Origin of the sequence: Burkholderia sp. Se-20373 (genome assembly GCF_017104705.1) — a bacterium.
Classification (GTDB): Bacteria; Pseudomonadota; Gammaproteobacteria; order Burkholderiales; family Burkholderiaceae; genus Burkholderia.
Genome location: NZ_JAAGPH010000040.1, coordinates 1 through 16,025, shown reverse-complemented (window position 1 = coordinate 16,025; position 16,025 = coordinate 1). Strand labels below are relative to the sequence as shown.

Annotated in this window: 11 protein-coding genes; 7 read left to right on the top strand and 4 right to left on the bottom strand. The window is 66.6% G+C overall.

Annotation, left to right across the window (positions count from 1 at the left end; translation table 11 throughout):
• Positions 1-99: 99 nt before the first annotated feature.
• Positions 100-4,716, bottom strand: coding sequence for a DEAD/DEAH box helicase (locus G3N96_RS15805; RefSeq protein WP_206137751.1), 4,617 nt, complete (start codon positions 4,714-4,716; stop codon positions 100-102).
• A 201-nt stretch (positions 4,717-4,917) separates the two neighbouring features.
• Positions 4,918-5,442: a metal-dependent hydrolase gene (locus G3N96_RS15800; protein WP_206137750.1), complete on the bottom strand. Its 525-nt coding sequence runs from the start codon at positions 5,440-5,442 to the stop codon at positions 4,918-4,920.
• 397 nt (positions 5,443-5,839) lie between these two features.
• Here G3N96_RS15800 and ggt point away from each other — a divergent pair, with 397 nt between their 5' ends.
• Positions 5,840-7,561 (top strand): gamma-glutamyltransferase, encoded by a 1,722-nt coding sequence (ggt, locus tag G3N96_RS15795; RefSeq protein ID WP_206137749.1) that lies wholly within the window; start codon positions 5,840-5,842, stop codon positions 7,559-7,561.
• Between the two features lie 87 nt (positions 7,562-7,648).
• Here ggt and G3N96_RS15790 read toward each other — a convergent pair whose 3' ends face one another.
• Positions 7,649-8,572, bottom strand: a complete 924-nt coding sequence (locus G3N96_RS15790; protein ID WP_206137748.1) for an alpha/beta fold hydrolase — start codon at positions 8,570-8,572, stop codon at positions 7,649-7,651.
• Between the two features lie 353 nt (positions 8,573-8,925).
• Here G3N96_RS15790 and G3N96_RS15785 point away from each other — a divergent pair, with 353 nt between their 5' ends.
• Positions 8,926-9,375 (top strand): helix-turn-helix domain-containing protein, encoded by a 450-nt coding sequence (locus tag G3N96_RS15785; RefSeq protein WP_039356969.1) that lies wholly within the window; start codon positions 8,926-8,928, stop codon positions 9,373-9,375.
• Positions 9,376-9,402: 27 nt separating this feature from the next.
• On the opposite strand, the gene G3N96_RS15780 is transcribed toward G3N96_RS15785, so the two are convergent.
• Complete coding sequence (locus G3N96_RS15780; RefSeq protein WP_124577645.1) at positions 9,403-10,818, bottom strand: TolC family protein; 1,416 nt, start codon at positions 10,816-10,818, stop codon at positions 9,403-9,405.
• A gap of 281 nt (positions 10,819-11,099) precedes the next feature.
• Between G3N96_RS15780 and G3N96_RS15775 the strand changes: the two genes are divergently transcribed.
• The 5 genes from G3N96_RS15775 to G3N96_RS15755 all read left to right on the top strand — a co-directional run.
• The gene (locus G3N96_RS15775; RefSeq protein WP_006495012.1) at positions 11,100-11,273 is read left to right on the top strand and encodes a hypothetical protein; all 174 of its coding nucleotides are present in this window, start codon (positions 11,100-11,102) and stop codon (positions 11,271-11,273) included.
• 224 nt (positions 11,274-11,497) lie between these two features.
• A complete protein-coding gene (locus tag G3N96_RS15770) occupies positions 11,498-11,683 on the top strand; it encodes a hypothetical protein (RefSeq protein ID WP_124577647.1) in 186 nt (61 codons plus the stop codon).
• Between the two features lie 145 nt (positions 11,684-11,828).
• The gene (locus tag G3N96_RS15765) at positions 11,829-13,949 is read left to right on the top strand and encodes a peptidase domain-containing ABC transporter (protein WP_206137747.1); all 2,121 of its coding nucleotides are present in this window, start codon (positions 11,829-11,831) and stop codon (positions 13,947-13,949) included.
• Complete coding sequence (locus G3N96_RS15760) at positions 13,946-14,950, top strand: hypothetical protein (RefSeq protein ID WP_206137746.1); 1,005 nt, start codon at positions 13,946-13,948, stop codon at positions 14,948-14,950. Before G3N96_RS15765 ends, G3N96_RS15760 begins: the two co-directional genes overlap by 4 nt.
• A gap of 12 nt (positions 14,951-14,962) precedes the next feature.
• On the top strand, positions 14,963-16,025 hold a 1,063-nt coding region (locus tag G3N96_RS15755), incomplete at its 3' end, for an HlyD family efflux transporter periplasmic adaptor subunit (protein ID WP_206137745.1).

Sequence of the window (16,025 nt, the reverse complement as noted above, 5' to 3'; positions counted from 1 at the left end):
GCGGGCGCTCGTGCGGAAAATCGTTCGATGCTACCCGAACGACGGCGGCAGCGCGGCCCAGTGATCAGTAGTCCGTGCGGTGTCGCGTGTCAGCCGATGTCAGCAGTGGCGTGCGAGCCGCAGGCGGGCATCCTCGCGCGCGGCGGGCGACAGTTCGGGGGCGTAGTGGAACGCCCCCGAAACCAGCGAGGCGACGGGCACGCCGTCGCGGAACAGCACGCGATTGCCGGCCAGTGCCGGCACCTTGTCGCCGGGCAGCAGCGTGCCGGCAAGATTCAGCGGATCGGCGCCCGTCACGCACACGTACTGTCCGTCACCGGGTTGTCGCCGCAGCTCGCGCAGGATCGGAATCGCTTCGGGCAGCGCGAACTGTTCGCCCGCGAGCCCGGCGACGAAGCGTCCGCCGCGAATCTCGCCGCGCGCTTCGAGGCGCTGCAGTACCCGCACGAGTTCACGCCAGCTCGGCAGCCAGTCGGCTTCGCGTTCGAGCAGCCGCCAGAACACGACGCCGTAGCGGCGCAGCAGCGTCCAGGCGATGTGTTCGAGCGCGTCGGGGTCGGTCGCGGCCTGGCCGCGTTTCGGCACGGGCGCATCGTCCGGCGGCGCGTGACGTTGCACGAGTGCCCAGCGACCCGCGTCATCCATCCCGCCGATCAGCGCACCGCCGCGCCGGGTGCGTGGCGCATAGGTCGCGCTGCGCTTGACGGCGGGCTTCAACAGCGCACGCAGGCCCGCGTAGCTGTCCGCATTCACGAGGCCGGCCGACACGAGTTCGCCGAGTGCCTGTTCGAGTTCGACGGGCAGCATGTGCAGGTCGTCGAGCAGCGCATCGAAGAACATCGCGCCATGCGCGGCGAGGGCGTCGCGTACCTGCGTGGCGCGCGCGGACAGCGCCGGTTGCGCGTCGGGATCGCGCAGCGCCTGCCACGCGGAGAGGTGGCGGCGCGGCAGCAGCACGATCGGCGTCGTCTTCACGGGTGTGCCGGCCGCGCGCGCCGGTGCGCCGATGCGTGTCCACACGAGCTTGCCCGAGCGGCACAGCTCGTCGAGCCCGCCCGCCATGTAGTCGGTGAGCCGCGCGGGCAGCAACGCGTCTTCCCAGGCGCTCGCCGCGGCCTCGTAGCCTTCGAGCTGTTCGACCACGGCCGCGAGTGCGTCGCGGCCCGTGCCGCGCGTGTCCGGCGTCAGGTGTTGCCAGTGAAACAGGAAGCGCATGAAGTCTGCACGCTCGACCGGCTCGATCTCGCGACGTAGCCGCTTCACCGTATAGCGATGAATGCGTGCAAGCAGATGGCGTTCGCACCATTCGTCCGTCGTCGTGCCCGGCGTGAACCGGCCGCGCATCACATAGCCTTCGCGTTCCAGCGCCGCGAGTGCCGTCGCGACCGACGCAGGCGGCAGGCCGAGCGGTGCCGCGATCGCGTCGAGCGCAAGCGGTCCGAAGCCGGTGAGCCGTGCGCGGATCACGTCGACGAGTGCGGCATCGGCTTCCCACGGCTGCGCGCAGGCGGCCGGCACCTTGAGCGCCGGCACGATGCGTGCGCCGGGATGCAGCGCACGCACGCATACGAGTCGTTCGACCGGTACCCATAGCGCGGCGTCGCCGGGTATCACGAGTTTCGTCGCACGGCGGCGTTCGGCGAGTTCCGCGAGCCGGTCGAGCCAGCCCTCGTGTTGGTGAGCTTCGCGATCGGCGATGCACGCGAGTGTGAGCAGCGCGTCGTGCATTTCGTCCGCGTCGCGCACGAGCGGCCAGGCTTCGTCGCGCACCGCATCGATCGCGTCGGCGTCGAGCGCCCCGAGATCGTCGGTCGATTCGGGATCGCTCCAGCGGCGCGACTGCACGGCCTGCGTGCGGCGTTCCTCGAGCGGTGCATCGTCGAGGAACGCGTAGGGTTTTGCGTTCAGGATCTCGGCCGCGAGCGGCGACGGCGCGGGCAGGTCGCGCGCGACGAGCTCGATCGCGCCGCTCTCGATCCGGCGCAGCAGCGCAAGCCAGCCCTCGGTGTCCATCGCGTCGTGCAGGCAGTCGTCGAGCGTCTGGTCGACGAGCGGGTGATGCGGGATCTCGCGCTCGCCGACGATGTTCTCGAGGCACGCGACCTGATCGGGGAACACGATCGCGAGCAGGTCGTCGCTCTTCATCCGCTGCAGTTGCGGCGCGGTGCGCTTGCCGCCGGTGAAGCGCGGCAATGCAAGCGCGGTCGTCGCGTTCCAGCGCCAGCGCACGCCGAACATCGGCGCGTCGAGCAGGGCCTGGACCAGCACGTGCTCGGCGCTCGTCGAACGCAGGTAGCGCCACACTTCGTCGAGCGCGAAGCTGTGCGCGAGCGACAGCGACAGGATGATCGCGTCGTCGGTCGCGGCCGCCTGCAGCTCGAAGTTGAAACTGCGGCAGAAGCGCTTGCGCAGCGCGAGCCCCCACGCGCGGTTGATGCGGCTGCCGAACGGCGAATGGATCACGAGCTGCGTGCCGCCCGATTCGTCGAAGAAGCGCTCCATCACGAGCGTGTCCTGCGTCGGCAGCGCGCCGAGCGCGGCGCGCGTGCGCGCGAGATAGTCGGCGATCTGGTGTGCGGCGTCGGGCGACAGGTGCAGATCGTCGACGAGCCAGCGCAATGCAGGCGCGAGGCGGCTGTCGGCCGGGCTGGCAGGGGCGGCACGGGCGACGTCGTTTCGTACACTGATCGCGGCTTCGGCTTCGGCTTCGGCTTCGGCTTCGGCTTCGGCTTCGGCTTCGGCTTCGGCTTCAGCTTCGGCTTCGGCTTCGGCTTCGGCACGTCGCGTCGATTTTGCACCGCCTTTGGTCTTGGCCTTGGTCGTCGCCTTTGTCTCAGCCGTCGTCTTCCCGCGGATACCGTCGTCAGTGCGTTCACCGCCTCGGGCATGCCCTTGCCCTTGCCGTTCGCCATCGGCGAACAGCCCGTCGAGCCGCGCGCGCAGCCGGCCGACCGCCGCGGACAGCTCGTCGCTGCGCCCCGGCGCCTCGCCGAGCCAGAACGGAATGTTCGGCGACTGGCCCTGCGCATCCTCCACCCGCACGCGGCCCGTTTCCACGCGAATGATCCGGTACGACTGGTTGCCCAGCTGGAACAAGTCGCCGGCCAGGCTTTCGATCGCGAAATCCTCGTTGACCGTGCCGACCTGGATGCCCTGCGGTTCGAGGAGCACCGCGTAGTCGGCCATGTCGGGGATCGTGCCGCCCGACGTGGTGGCGGTCATCATCGCGTTGCGGCGCCCGCGCACGGTGCCGCCGACCACGTCGCGATGCAGGTACGCGCCGCGCACGCCGCGCCGGCTCGTGAAGCCTTCGGCGAGCATCTTCATCACTTCGTCGAAGCGCTCGCGCGTCAGCCGCGCATACGGCGCCGCGCGCGTGAAGCTCGCATACAGCGCGTCTTCCTGCCATTCCGTGCACGCCACTTCGGCGACGATCTGCTGCGCGAGCACGTCGAGCGGCGCTTCGGGAATGCGCAGCGTGTCGAGCTCGCCGCGCTGCACGCAATCGAGGAGTGCCGCGCATTCGACGAGCTCGTCGCGCGACAACGGGAACAACCGGCCCTTCGGCACGCCGCCGACATGGTGCCCGGAGCGGCCGACGCGCTGCAGGAACGGTGCGATCCCGCGCGGCGAACCGACCTGGCAGACGAGATCGACGTCGCCGATATCGATGCCGAGTTCAAGTGATGCCGTGGCGACGAGCAGTTTCAGTTCGCCGCGCTTCAGGCGCTGCTCGGCGTCGAAGCGATGCTCCTTCGCGAGACTGCCGTGATGCGCGGCGATCGCTTCCTTGCCGAGCCGGTCGGCGAGATGGCGCGCCATGCGCTCGGCGGTGCGCCGCGTGTTGACGAACACCAGCGTCGTGCGATGCGCGGCCGCGAGGCCGGCGATGCGGTCGTACACCTGTTCCCACACGTCGGTTGCCATCACGGGTTCGAGCGGCACGTTCGGCAGTTCGAGCGCGAGGTCGCGCTCGCGCGTGTGGCCCGTGTCGACGATCGTGCAGTCGCGCGGCGCGTCTGCCGGGCCGCCGACCAGGAAGCGTGCGACCGCGTCGATCGGCTTTTGCGTGGCCGACAGCCCGATGCGCGGCAGCGCACGGCCGGCCAGCGCGTCGAGACGTTCGAGCGACAACGCGAGATGGCTGCCGCGCTTCGATGACGCGAGCGCATGGATTTCGTCGACGATGACCGAGCGCACGTTCGACAGCATCTGCCGCCCCGACGTGGACGACAGCAGCACGTACAGCGACTCGGGCGTCGTGACGAGAATGTGCGGCGCGCGCTTGCGCAGCGCGGCGCGCTCGGCCTGCGTCGTGTCACCGGTGCGCACGGCGGTGCGGATCGCCGGCACCGGCAAGCCGAGTTGCGCGAGCGATTCGGCGATGCCGGCCAGCGGCGCATCGAGGTTCACGTGGATGTCGTTCGACAGCGCTTTCAGCGGCGACACGTACACGACGAGCGTCGCGTCGGGCAGCGTGCCGTCATGCGCCAGCGCATCGCGCACCAGATCGTCGAGCGCACACAGGAACGCGGTGAGCGTCTTGCCGGAGCCGGTCGGCGCCGCGACGAGCGTCGAGCGGCCGGCCTTGATGTGCGGCCACGCAAGCGCCTGCGCGCCGGTGGGCGCGGCGAACGTGCGCCCGAACCACGCGGCGACGGCCGGGTGGAACACGTCGAGCGCACGGGCGGCAGGGCAGGTAGTGGTGACGTCCATCGGAGCGTTGAAATGGGGTGCAAGCGCGCGGAGGGCGCGCGTGCGAATCGAATCGTCAGTGTGCCAGACGTCGCGCGTGCGCGCCGGGCACGCGTATCGACGATTCCCCTTCAGATGGGGGCCGTCACCGCACTTTCAACGAACGGAAAGTTGCATGCGCGTCGGCACGCCGATCGCGTGCCGAATTGCGTCGAATTGCAATTAAACGCGATTGAGCCAGCCGAGCCAGTGCTCGAGCAGCGGTGCACGCGAGCACAGCGACTGCGCGAGCCACAGCGTGCCGCCCCATGCGGCGGCCACGACGATCAGGTCGCAATGCCCGCTCTTCCACAGGTTGAGCGAGTGACGCCGCCAGATCCACGGCACGCCGAGCGGGTTCGGCCAGTCGGCGAGCAGGTGCATCAAGCCGCCGCATGCGAAGCCGAACAGCGGTGCGGCCCACAGGGGGTGCGGATGACGGATGAGCCCGTGCCATCCGAGCGCCAGCAGCGCGATCCAGCCGATGCCCCAGTGCGTGACGGTGCGATGCGTGATCCACAAACGGCGCTTGCGGCTCCACCATGCGACTTCGAGCCAGTCGGGCGCGGTGCCGCCCGCGACGCCGGCCGCGAACGCGGCGAACAGGCCCGAATGCCACGGGCCGGTTGCGCCGGTTTGCGCGACGAGGACGGCGGCGGCGACACCGGCCGCGAAGCCGGACGCATGATGCGCATTGTGTGATGCCATAGGAAGCGAGACGAAGAAACGTGAAGCGATGCGTGCACGAAAAATGATGCACCGCGAAAGCGGGGCGCTATCTTCGCAGATCGGCCCACGCAGCGGGAGGGACGTTTGCAGATTTTTTTGCATGTGCCGCGCGGCCTTCCGCGCAGTTCGCAACTTTCGGTTTTTGTGCGTTGCGTGATGACGGGTACCGCGCGTCATTTCGACCGATCCGCATCCCTGTTCGGACGCCTCGACATGACGTCGCGCACATGACGAATAGGCTTTCGCGGCACGCCCCGTGTTCGACCCTTTTTGTCCCCCTATACTACGAGACCGGATGTGGCCGTCGGCGCGCCAGCGGCCATGAGCGGAACAGGTGCTTTTCCTGCCTGAAGGAGATCCACATGGGGGACATGCAATGACTACGCTGAATCGCTTCAAATCATCCGCTGTCGTGCTCGCGACGGTGGCCGGCATCGGCTTCCTGCCGAACGCGCCCGTCTATGCGAAGGGGCCGCAGCCGGCCCTCCTGACGAGCTCGGCGGTCGCGGTCGCCGACAAATACAGCGCGGATGCCGCGGAGCGAATCTTCAAGGAAGGCGGCAACGCGATCGACGCGGCCGTCGCGATCGCGTTCACGCTCGCCGTCACGTATCCGGAAGCCGGCAACATCGGCGGTGGCGGCTTCATGACGATCTACAAGGACGGCAAGCCGTACTTCATCGATTACCGCGAGCGCGCGCCGCTTGCCGCGACGAAGGACATGTATCTCGACAAGGACGGCAACGTCGTCAAGGGCATGAGCCTGTACGGCCCGCGCGCGGTCGGCGTGCCGGGCACGGTCGCGGGCATGTGGGAAGCGCAGAAGCGCTTCGGCAAGCTGAAATGGAAGCAGGTGCTCGCGCCGGCGATCCACTATGCGCGTGACGGCTTCGTCGTCGATGAGCAGCTCGCGCAGCGCGGCGTCGACGCCTCGAAGGAGTTCGGCGGCAAGACCAACTTCGACAAGTATTTCTCCGGGCTGAAGGCGGGCGTGAACTTCAAGCAGCCGGATCTCGCCGACGTGCTCACACGCATCGCGGACGGCGGCGCGGAGGGCTTCTACAAGGGCAAGACGGCCGAGCTGATCGCCGCGTCGATGAAGACCGGCGACGGCAACGGGCTGATCACCACCGAGGATCTCGCGCAGTACCGCGCGGTGTGGCGCCAGCCGGTGCAGGCGAAGTGGAACGGCTATGACGTGATCACCGCACCGCCTCCGAGCTCGGGCGGCATCGGCCTCGTGCAGCTGCTGAAGATGAAGGCCGACCTCAAGCAGGACTTCGAGGGCGTGAAGCTCAACTCGCCGCAGTACATCCACCTCGTCGCGGAAATCGAGAAGCGCGTGTTCGCCGATCGTGCGCAGTATCTCGGCGATCCGGATTTCTACAAGGTGCCGATCGCGCAGCTGACCGACGACGCGTACATCGCGAAGCGGGCGGGCGAAGTCAACCCGAAGGAGCCGTCGGATACGAAGAGCGTGCAGCCGGGCCTCGGCACGACGATGCCGGAGAAGGCTGAAACGACGCACTTCTCGGTGGTCGACAAGTGGGGCAATGCAGTGTCGAACACGTACACGATCAACGGCTATTTCGGCTCGGGCGTGATCGCCGACGGCACCGGCATCGTGCTGAACGACGAGATGGACGACTTCTCCGCGAAGCCGGGCGTCGCGAACATGTTCGGCGTGGTCGGCAGCGACGCGAACGCGATCGAACCGAAGAAGCGTCCGCTGTCGTCGATGTCGCCGACGATCATGACCAAGGACGGCAAGGTGTCGCTCGTGATCGGCACGCCGGGCGGCTCGCGCATCTTCACGTCGATCTTCCAGGTGATCAACAACATCTACGACTTCAAGATGCCGTTGAAGGAGGCCGTCGGCGCGATGCGCTTCCATCACCAGCTGCTGCCGCCGAACACGATCTTCTGGGAGCCGTACCACCCGATCGAAGGCGAACTCGCGAAGCAGATCGAGGCGCGCGGCTATACGCTGAAGGGACAGGATTTCAGCGGCGACATCCAGGTGATCAAGATCGACGGCAAAACACCGGAAGCGATGGCCGACCCGCGTGGGCGTGGCGTGACGCGGATCATCCACTGACGTGAAGTCGCGCGTGCGCGGTGGCGAAGGCGGCCGCGCACGCCATGTTCCGCAGCCGGGCGTCGTGGCGCCGGCCGCGGAACACACTCAGCCGGTGGCCCGGATGAATTCGGCGATGCGTGACGCAATGACGTCGGACGCATCCTCGAAGCAGTAGTGCCCGACGCCCGCCAGCCGTTCGACGGGCGCGGACGGAAACAGTGCCGTGAAGAGCGGCAGGAAGTGTTCGGCGCCGAGCGTTCGGTCGGCGTCTCCCCAGATCGCGAGCGCGGGCTTGTCGCGGATCGCGCGCAGCGCCGCCGCATCGGGTTCCTCGAACCGGTGCGCGCCAGCGGCAAACCCGCGGGCCCATCCGATCGCGCCGACGCAGTCCTCCGGTTGCGCGAACGGCGCACCGTATGCGGCGATCCACGTGTCGTTGATCACCGCGTGATTTTCGAACCCGTTCAGCTTCAGCGTGCTCAGGATATTGAAGCCGAGCTGACCGAGCACCGTCTCGAGCGTATCGTCCGCCGCCGCGCGCGCGATCCACTGGAACCACGGTGCCGCGCGACCGTTCGCGTTCAGGCGTTCGACCAGATCGGGCTGGCCGAACGGCGTCGGCCCGTTCGCGGACACGATCCGCCGGATGCGATCCGGATGCCGCGCGGCCAGCCCCATGCCGACCGGGCCGCCGAAATCGTGCATCACGAGCGTGATGCGATCGAGGCCGCGCGCGAGCACGAAGCGCTCCAGGTTGTCGACATGGTCCTGCAGCCAGTAGCTGCGGTCCTGCGGCGTCGCGCTTTTGCCGAAGCCCATATGATCGGGGACGACGACGCGGTGCGTCGGGCTCAGCGCGGCAATCAGATGGCGGAACAGATAACCCCAAGTGGGTTCGCCATGCAGGCACAGGAGGGTTTCGCCATCGTGCGGACCTTCGTCCAGGTAGTGCATCCGGAAGCCGGATGCGTCGTCGAAATGCGGGGCGAATGGAAAGGTGCCGTCGAACGTGGCATCGGACCGGATCATCGAACGCTCCTTCTGATAGTCGGATAGTTTGGTTTCAAGTTGAAACCGAATCGAAGCGTAGGATACTGGGTTTCAAGTTGCAACCAAAAAGATGGCTGGGATAGCTGCCGAATGACCGGGTCGTGGGCGCGTGATGACGCATCGGAAGGGAGCAGTGCCGGAATTTATTGGCTTTAAATATGCGTTGAAGTACCAATCTGGCCTGGATCGACCATTCCGTTCGTTGATCGCGAACAGTGGGGCCTCGGGCAATTGATCTTTCGTGTAACGAGTTTTATATTGCAACCATTTATTTCAACGGATACGGCCGCCGTTCCGCCCGCATGCCGGGAACGGCATCGCCCCATGCATCGATGAACAGACGAACCACGCACGAAGATTCCCTCTGCGGCGTTGCCCGCCCGCTGGACGCGATCGGCGACTGGTGGTCGCTGCTGATCGTCCGCGATGCGTTCGACGGGCTGCGCCGCTTCGGCGAATTCCAGAAGAACCTCGGGCTGGCCAAGAACATCCTGGCCGCGCGTCTGCGCAACCTGGTCGCGCACGGGATCATGGACATCGTGCCGGCCGCGGACGGCGGCGCGCATCACGAATACGTGCTGACCGAGAAAGGGCGTGGCCTGTTTCCGTTGCTCGTCGCGCTGCGGCAGTGGGGCGAGGATTTCTTCTTCGAACCGGACGAGGCACACGTGCTGCTCGTCGACCGGAAGAGCGGGTTGCCGGTCAGGAAGCTCGAACTGCGTTCGCAGGACGGGCGCGTGCTCGGGCCGGAGGACACGGTCGTGTTGCCGCCGCCCGACTGACGAGCGGCGACCAGGCTCGCGCCGCGTTCAACTCCGGTCGCTCGCCGCGTTGCTTTCGAGGAAGCTGTCCACCGCGATCAGCGACTGTTCGTCGAGCGTACCCAGCACGCTTTTCAGCTTCAGCTGCAGCTTCAGCGCGTCGAGATAGCTGTCGAACAGCTTCTGCCGGATGCCCGAGATGTCGCGCCGCAGGTTCAGCGTCTCGTACGTCGTGCTGTAGCCGACCTGATGCGCCTTCATCGACGAATCGTACGCGAGCCGCGCGGCCTGCAGCGACTGCTGCAGCGCGCGGATGCGCTTGCCGACCGATTCGAGCGCGGACAGCGCCTCGCGATGATCGGTGCCCAGTTGCTCCTCGACCTCGCGCAGCCGGTTGCGGTATTGCTCGGTCACGTGTTCGGCTTCCACCTGCCGGTAGTACACGCTGCCGCCGGAGAAGATCGGAATCGTCACCTGCACGCCGACCGCGCTCTGATGGAAGTCGGAGCGATCGGTGAGCCCGCGCAGGTTCGGGTTGAGCCCCCGCGAATACGACGCGAACAGGTCGACGGTCGGCAAGTGCTCGGCGCTGACGCGCTTCGCGGCGAGCCGCGCGACCTGGACGTCGCGATATGCCTGCCGGTACGCGGGGTTGTCCTGCGGTGCGTAGTCGCCCGACGGAATCCGCGGCGACGACCCGCGCATCGCGAGCCGCGGCCAGCGCGAGAAATCGATCGTCGAACCGAGCAGCGTCTCGTAGCGCGCACGGCGTGCGTCGACGTCGGTTTGCGCGAGGGCTTCGTCGGATTCGGCGAGGCTGCGGCGCGCCTCGATTTCCGCCGTATCGCCGATCGTCTTCATCCCGAGCTGCGCCATGCGCCGCGTGTCGCTTTCGAGCCGGGTGAGCGCGTTCACTTCGTCGTCGGCCGACTGCAGTTTCTCGCGCGCGCTCAGCAGGTCGAAGCACGCGTTCGCGACGCGCAGGATCAGGTCCTGCCGCGCCACCTCGAGCTTCTGTTTCGCCGATTCCTCGTACTCGGTCGCGCGCCGCATGTCGTACAGGTAGGGCACGTTGAACAGCGCCTGCGTGACCTGCGCGGAACCGTATGCGGCATTGCTCGACCCGCTGACGTCGATGCCGAACAGGTTCGCGTGCGTACCGTAGCGTCCCCATTCGAGTTGCGCGGCGGCCTGCGGCAGCATCTGCGCGCGCGCTTCGGGGAATTTCTGGCGGGCCGCGTCGTATTCGCTGCGCGCCTGCAGGTAGCGCGGATCGTGCACGACCGCGTACTGGAACGCGGTGTCGAGGCAGAACGCCTGCACGTTCGCGGACAGGCCGCCTATCGTTACAGCGAACAATGTCACGGTTGCAAGTCGGGGATTCCACCTAGTCGAAAAACTTGATAGGGAATTACCCGCATTTCGCGTTGCCGGTCCGCGATTCGCGCGCCTCGTTTCAAACATGGCCGTCTCCGTCTCCTGCCCATGCCGTAACGCATTGCGGCAGGATTTAAACGTATTGAAATTGAAATTCAAACAGCGTGAATGCCTGTCAACCGTGGTGCATCGGAAAACGCCACTGTAAGAGTGTGTCCTCCATTGAATTCCGATGCGCTCGCATGATAGCCTGATTTCGGCTCGTAATCGCGGTGATTATTAGATTAACAAGTCGCTAGGGATTAAAAGCCGTTTGTCTTTCAATGAAGGTTCTTTGCATCATCTTTATTTTTTACGAGGAGAGAATGATGAAGGTCATGACGACGGAACAGGTCAGGAATGTGCATGGCGGCGGTGCGATCAGCTCGCTGGGTAGCCTCGCCGTTGACGCCGCGCCGGTGGTGACCGCGCTCGGCCAGTTCCTGCCGAGCCTCGGCAATTACCTGCAGAACCCGAAGACGTTCAATAACACCGGCAAGTAACCGCCGTGCGCGGGGAGGCGCCCCCCGCGTGAAATGCTGCGAAACAGAAGGAAAAGAATCGATCGCCGCAGTGGAGATAAAGCGAATCCGAATGCGTTATTTTCGGTTCGGGCGATTATCAGGAGGCAGGAGTGCCGGATTTTCCCCGTAATAAAGTGAACGGTCATTGATATTTCAATTGGCTGACGGTGGCGGGCATTCCGATAATATAAAGGCCACGACAAATGCGAGACATCACGGAAGAACAGGCCCGCCAGATTCGCGGCGGCGCGTCGCTTTACTCCAATTCGGCCGCCTATACGGTCGATCTCGTCAACCAGTCGATCGGGACCACGCTCCAGGGCCTGATGACCCAGTACCAGATCCGCGCCGTCGAACAGTTCCGGATGTCGCTCGGTTCGTCGCGCTGAGCGGCCCGCCCAGCAGCCGGTAACACCGATCTTCCGTCGCAGCCGGCAGCGTGCCGGCTGCGCCCATGCGTATCGCGCACGACCCGCCACGGGCCCGCTAGCGGCAGGCCCGGGCGGCGCGTCGTCGCGCCCCGGGTGCCCGACCATGCTCTTCAATACGCGTAAAGTCCGTCCGGTCCTGCAGGACGAGGTGACGGAGTGCGGCCTGGCCTGCCTCGCGATGATCGCGTCGTGGCACGGGCGCGAAACCACGTTGCGCACGCTGCGCAACCGCTATCCGGTCCGGATCGATTCCGGGCTCTCGTTCTTCGACCTGATGGAAATCTCGAACGATCTCGGCCTGCGCGCACGGGGGCTGCAGTTCGACGCGGGCGAGCTCGACGCGCTCAAGACGCCGTGCATCCTGCACTGGGGGATGAACCACTATGTCGTGCTGACGAAGGTCGGCTACGGCAGCGTGCACATCGTCGATCCCGCGCTCGGCGAGACGAAGCTGCCGCTCGCGCAGGCGCTCACGCACATCACCGGCTACGCGCTCGAACTGAATCCGGACATCGGCTTCACGCGGGCGGGGCAGGCCGACCGGATCCGGCTGCGCGACTACCTCGACGGGTTGACCGGCATCCGCAAGAGCCTCGCGATCGGCATCGCGGGCGGCGTCGCCGCGCAGCTCCTGCTGCTGCTCGGCCCGTCGTACGTACAGCTGACGATCGACGAGGCGCTGAAGAAGACCGACGTCGACATCCTGTACCTGCTGACGATCCTGTTCGCGATCGTGTTCCTGTTCGACACGCTCTACGCGAACCTCGTCGGCAACATCAAGAGCTACCTGCGCAACATCGTGTCGCAGCAGTTGTCGGCGAACATGGTCGGGCATCTCGCGCGGCTGCCGATCGGTTATTTCCTGTTCCACAACACCGGCGATTCGATCTCGCGCGTGTCGTCGGTGTCGGAGGTCGGGCGCTTTCTCGTCGACGGGCTGGTCGGCGGGCTGCTCAATATCGTCACCTGCACGCTGACGCTCGTGCTGATGCTGTATTACAGCCCGGTGCTGGCCGGCATCAGCCTGGCGGGGATGGTGCTGTTCGCGCTGAGCCGGCTCGCGATCCAGCCGCAACTGCAGGACGCGATGTCGCAGATCCTCACGCGCGGCGCCGAAGCCGACGCGCTGCTGATCGAGAACATTCGCTCCGCGCACTCGATCAAGCTGCTGTCGGCCGAGACCGCGCGCAGCAGCCTGTGGGTCAACGCGTTCACGCAGAAGCTGCAGGCGATGCGCCAGCAGGAGCGGCTGCAGCTGCTGTTCGACGCGATCTCGAAAGGGATCGTGCACGTCGAGCAGCTCGTGATCGTGACGTACGGCGCGTGGCTCGTGATGCATGGGCAGAGCACGATCGGCGTGATCTACGCATTCATCCAGTACAAGAACCTGTTCGCCGACAAGTTCATCGACTCGATCCAGCTCTACGTGCGCCGCAAGGTGCTGCAGGTGCACATGGACCGCGTCGCGGACGTGCTGCAGACCGAGACGGAGGAGCCCGAGCCGGACGCGGTCGTGCGGCCGATCGACGGTTTCGACGGCACGCTGGCGATCCGTGCGCTGTCGTACACGCCGAAGGGCGGCAACCGCCCGATCCTGCGCGACATCGCGCTCGACGTGCCGGCGGGCGGCAAGATCGCGATCGTCGGCCGCACCGGCAGCGGCAAGACGACGCTGTTGAACCTGATCTGCGGGCTCGTGCGGCCCGAGCCCGGCACGCTGTTCGTCGGCGGCGTCGATCTCGCGGAAGTGAACCTGCGGCAGTACCGCAAGCATCTCGCGGCCGTCACGCAGTCCGACCAGCTGTTTCGCGGGACGATCCGCGACAACATCACGAACTTCGCGCCCGCGCCGCGGATCGGCGCGATGTTCGAGGCGGCGAAGCTCGCGTGCATTCACGACGAGATCGAGCGGCTCGACCATCGCTACGACACGCCGCTCGGCGATACGCAGAAATTCCTGTCGGCCGGACAGATGCAGCGGCTCCTGATCGCACGCGCGCTGTATTGCGAGCCGCGCCTGCTGATCCTCGACGAATTTTCGTCGAACCTCGACCAGGCGACGACGCACGAGATCTGCCGGAACGTGCTGACACTGCCGTGCACGATCGTGCTCGTCACGCACGACGCGTCGATCCTGTCGCGGGTCGACCGGATCTGCGAGATGCGGGACGGCGTATTGACCGATGTGACCGACGCGTGGCGTTCGGCCGAGGAGACGCAGTGATGCTCGGACGACTTTTTCTGCTCAATCCGTTCTCGTATGCGTTCCTGGTGCGGCGCGTGGTGCGCGCCGTCGCGCTGCGCACGTCGCCCGCGCGCGGGCTGTGGCTGATGCGCTGGTGCTCGGGCGCGTGCCTGCGCTGCTTTCCGTGCATTCGCGAGTCGATCGAGCGCGCTGTCGCGTTCATGCTGGGCGCGCACCTGAACGACGATCCGCGGCGCGTGCGGGAAGTGTCGGCGGCGATCGTGCGCGAGCTGTTCGAGGCCGAGTTCGCGGGGCTCAAGCTGCGGTCGCACAGCCTCGAATCGATGAAGTCGATGATCGACGGGATGGCGTGCGAAGGCGGCGCGCAACTGCAGGCGGCGCTCGCGCGCGGCGGCCCGCTGATGCTCGCGGGGCTGCATTTCGGCAACCTGATGCTGTTCGTCACGAAGCTGCGCTTCATGATTCCCGACGACCGCAAGCTGATGGTGATCCTGCACCGCGATGCGCCCGGCGCGTTCTTCGACGATGCGTTGCGGCTCGTCGCCGAATACGGCGCAGGCGTTGTCGAGTTCATCGACATCGAGGAGCGCGTGCACCTGCGGCGGCTGATCACGAGCCTGCGCCGCGAGGCGCCCGTGTTCCTGCTGTTCTCCGACCTGCACGGCAAGTTCGGCAAGACCAACCGCTGCCGGCTCGGCGGCCGCTGGGTGCGGATGGCCGGCGGCGGCGTGAAGCTCGCGGTCGAGCAGGGGATTCCGCTGCTCGTCGCGTATGCGACCGGCGTGCCGTTCCGCGATCGCTGCGCGGTGCATTTCACCGAGCTCGCGGCGAGCCCGCTCGCGCCGATGCTCGGCGCGGACGACGACGCGTCGCCCGTGCGCGCGACGCACCAGCGCATCGTCGACCGGCTCGAGCAGGCGCTCGTGCGCCAGCCAGAGCAGTGGCATTTCTGGGAACACTTCACGCCTTACCTGATGCCGGCGCCGCTGCTCGATGCGGCCGCGCGGCGTCGCTCCTGACGAGCCCGCCCCATGCCGACCTGGAATTCCGCCCTTCGAGAACAGAAGCCGTCGCGCAAGCTCGCGCGCGGCACGACCTTCGGCACCGTGATCCATGGCGTCGTCGACGTGCCGGTGTCGATGCGGTTCTTCTGCTACCTGTCGCTTGCGATGTTCGCGATGTTCGTGACCGCGCTCGTCGAACTGAGCTATGCGAACACCGAGAGCGTGTCGGGGATGCTGACGCCGCGCTCGGGGCTGATCGGCGTCAGCGCGCCGCCGGGCTGGGCCGTGCGCGACGTCTACGTCGGCAAGGACCAGCACGTGAAGGCCGGCCAGCGGCTGCTCGCGGTGACGCGCGATACGAGTTTCGTGAGCCAGGCCAACAACGTGCAGGGGATGCGCGCGGCGCTCGACCGGCAGCGCGTCGAGGTCACGCAGCAGATCGACGCGGCGCGGCTCGAGTACAAGTCGTCGGTGCAGCAGATCAACCAGCAGATCGCCGCGCAGGGCGAGAGCAGCGGACTGATCGGCCGGCAGATCCAGGACCAGAAGCGCATCGTCGACGAGTACGGCGAACGGCGCGCGCGCGTGAAGCAACTGCTCGACGAACAGGTCGTGACGCTCGAGCAGTACAACCAGGTCAACACGCAGTACCTGCAGGCGGGGCAGGCGTACCAGGACCTGCTGCTGCGCCGCGCCGAACTCGCGAAGAACGCGATGAAGCTGCGCGGCGACCTCGACACGATGCAGAGCAAGTACGACGGCGCGAACGCGGAACTGAAGATCAAGCAGGAGGAACTGAACGCGAAGGAATACAACATCGACGAGAACGTGAACCAGGTGCTGTACGCGCCGGCCGACGGGCAGATCGTGCGGCTCGACATCGTGCAGGGCGGTGTGATCGACCCGCCGGGCACGCGCGTCGTCGAGATCCTGCCCGCGAAGGCGGACGGGCTGATCGCCGAGGTCTACATTCCGTCGTCGAAGGCCGGCTTCGTGAAGAAGGGGCAGGAAGTGAAGGTGGCGTACGCCAGCTATCCGGTCGAGAAGTTCGGCACGTATCGCGGCAAGGTGCTGTCGATCTCGCCGGTCA

Excerpts from the sequence above, each read along its gene's own strand:
- G3N96_RS15775 (WP_006495012.1), top strand. The coding sequence starts at position 11,100 with ATGAAGGTCATGACGACGGAACAGGTCAGGAATGTGCATGGCGGCGGT.
- G3N96_RS15805 (WP_206137751.1), bottom strand. The coding sequence starts at position 4,716 with ATGGACGTCACCACTACCTGCCCTGCCGCCCGTGCGCTCGACGTGTTC.
- G3N96_RS15765 (WP_206137747.1), top strand. The coding sequence starts at position 11,829 with ATGCTCTTCAATACGCGTAAAGTCCGTCCGGTCCTGCAGGACGAGGTG.
- G3N96_RS15800 (WP_206137750.1), bottom strand. The coding sequence starts at position 5,442 with ATGGCATCACACAATGCGCATCATGCGTCCGGCTTCGCGGCCGGTGTC.
- ggt (WP_206137749.1), top strand. The coding sequence starts at position 5,840 with ATGACTACGCTGAATCGCTTCAAATCATCCGCTGTCGTGCTCGCGACG.
- G3N96_RS15785 (WP_039356969.1), top strand. The coding sequence starts at position 8,926 with ATGAACAGACGAACCACGCACGAAGATTCCCTCTGCGGCGTTGCCCGC.
- G3N96_RS15780 (WP_124577645.1), bottom strand. The coding sequence starts at position 10,818 with ATGTTTGAAACGAGGCGCGCGAATCGCGGACCGGCAACGCGAAATGCG.
- G3N96_RS15770 (WP_124577647.1), top strand. The coding sequence starts at position 11,498 with ATGCGAGACATCACGGAAGAACAGGCCCGCCAGATTCGCGGCGGCGCG.
- G3N96_RS15790 (WP_206137748.1), bottom strand. The coding sequence starts at position 8,572 with ATGATCCGGTCCGATGCCACGTTCGACGGCACCTTTCCATTCGCCCCG.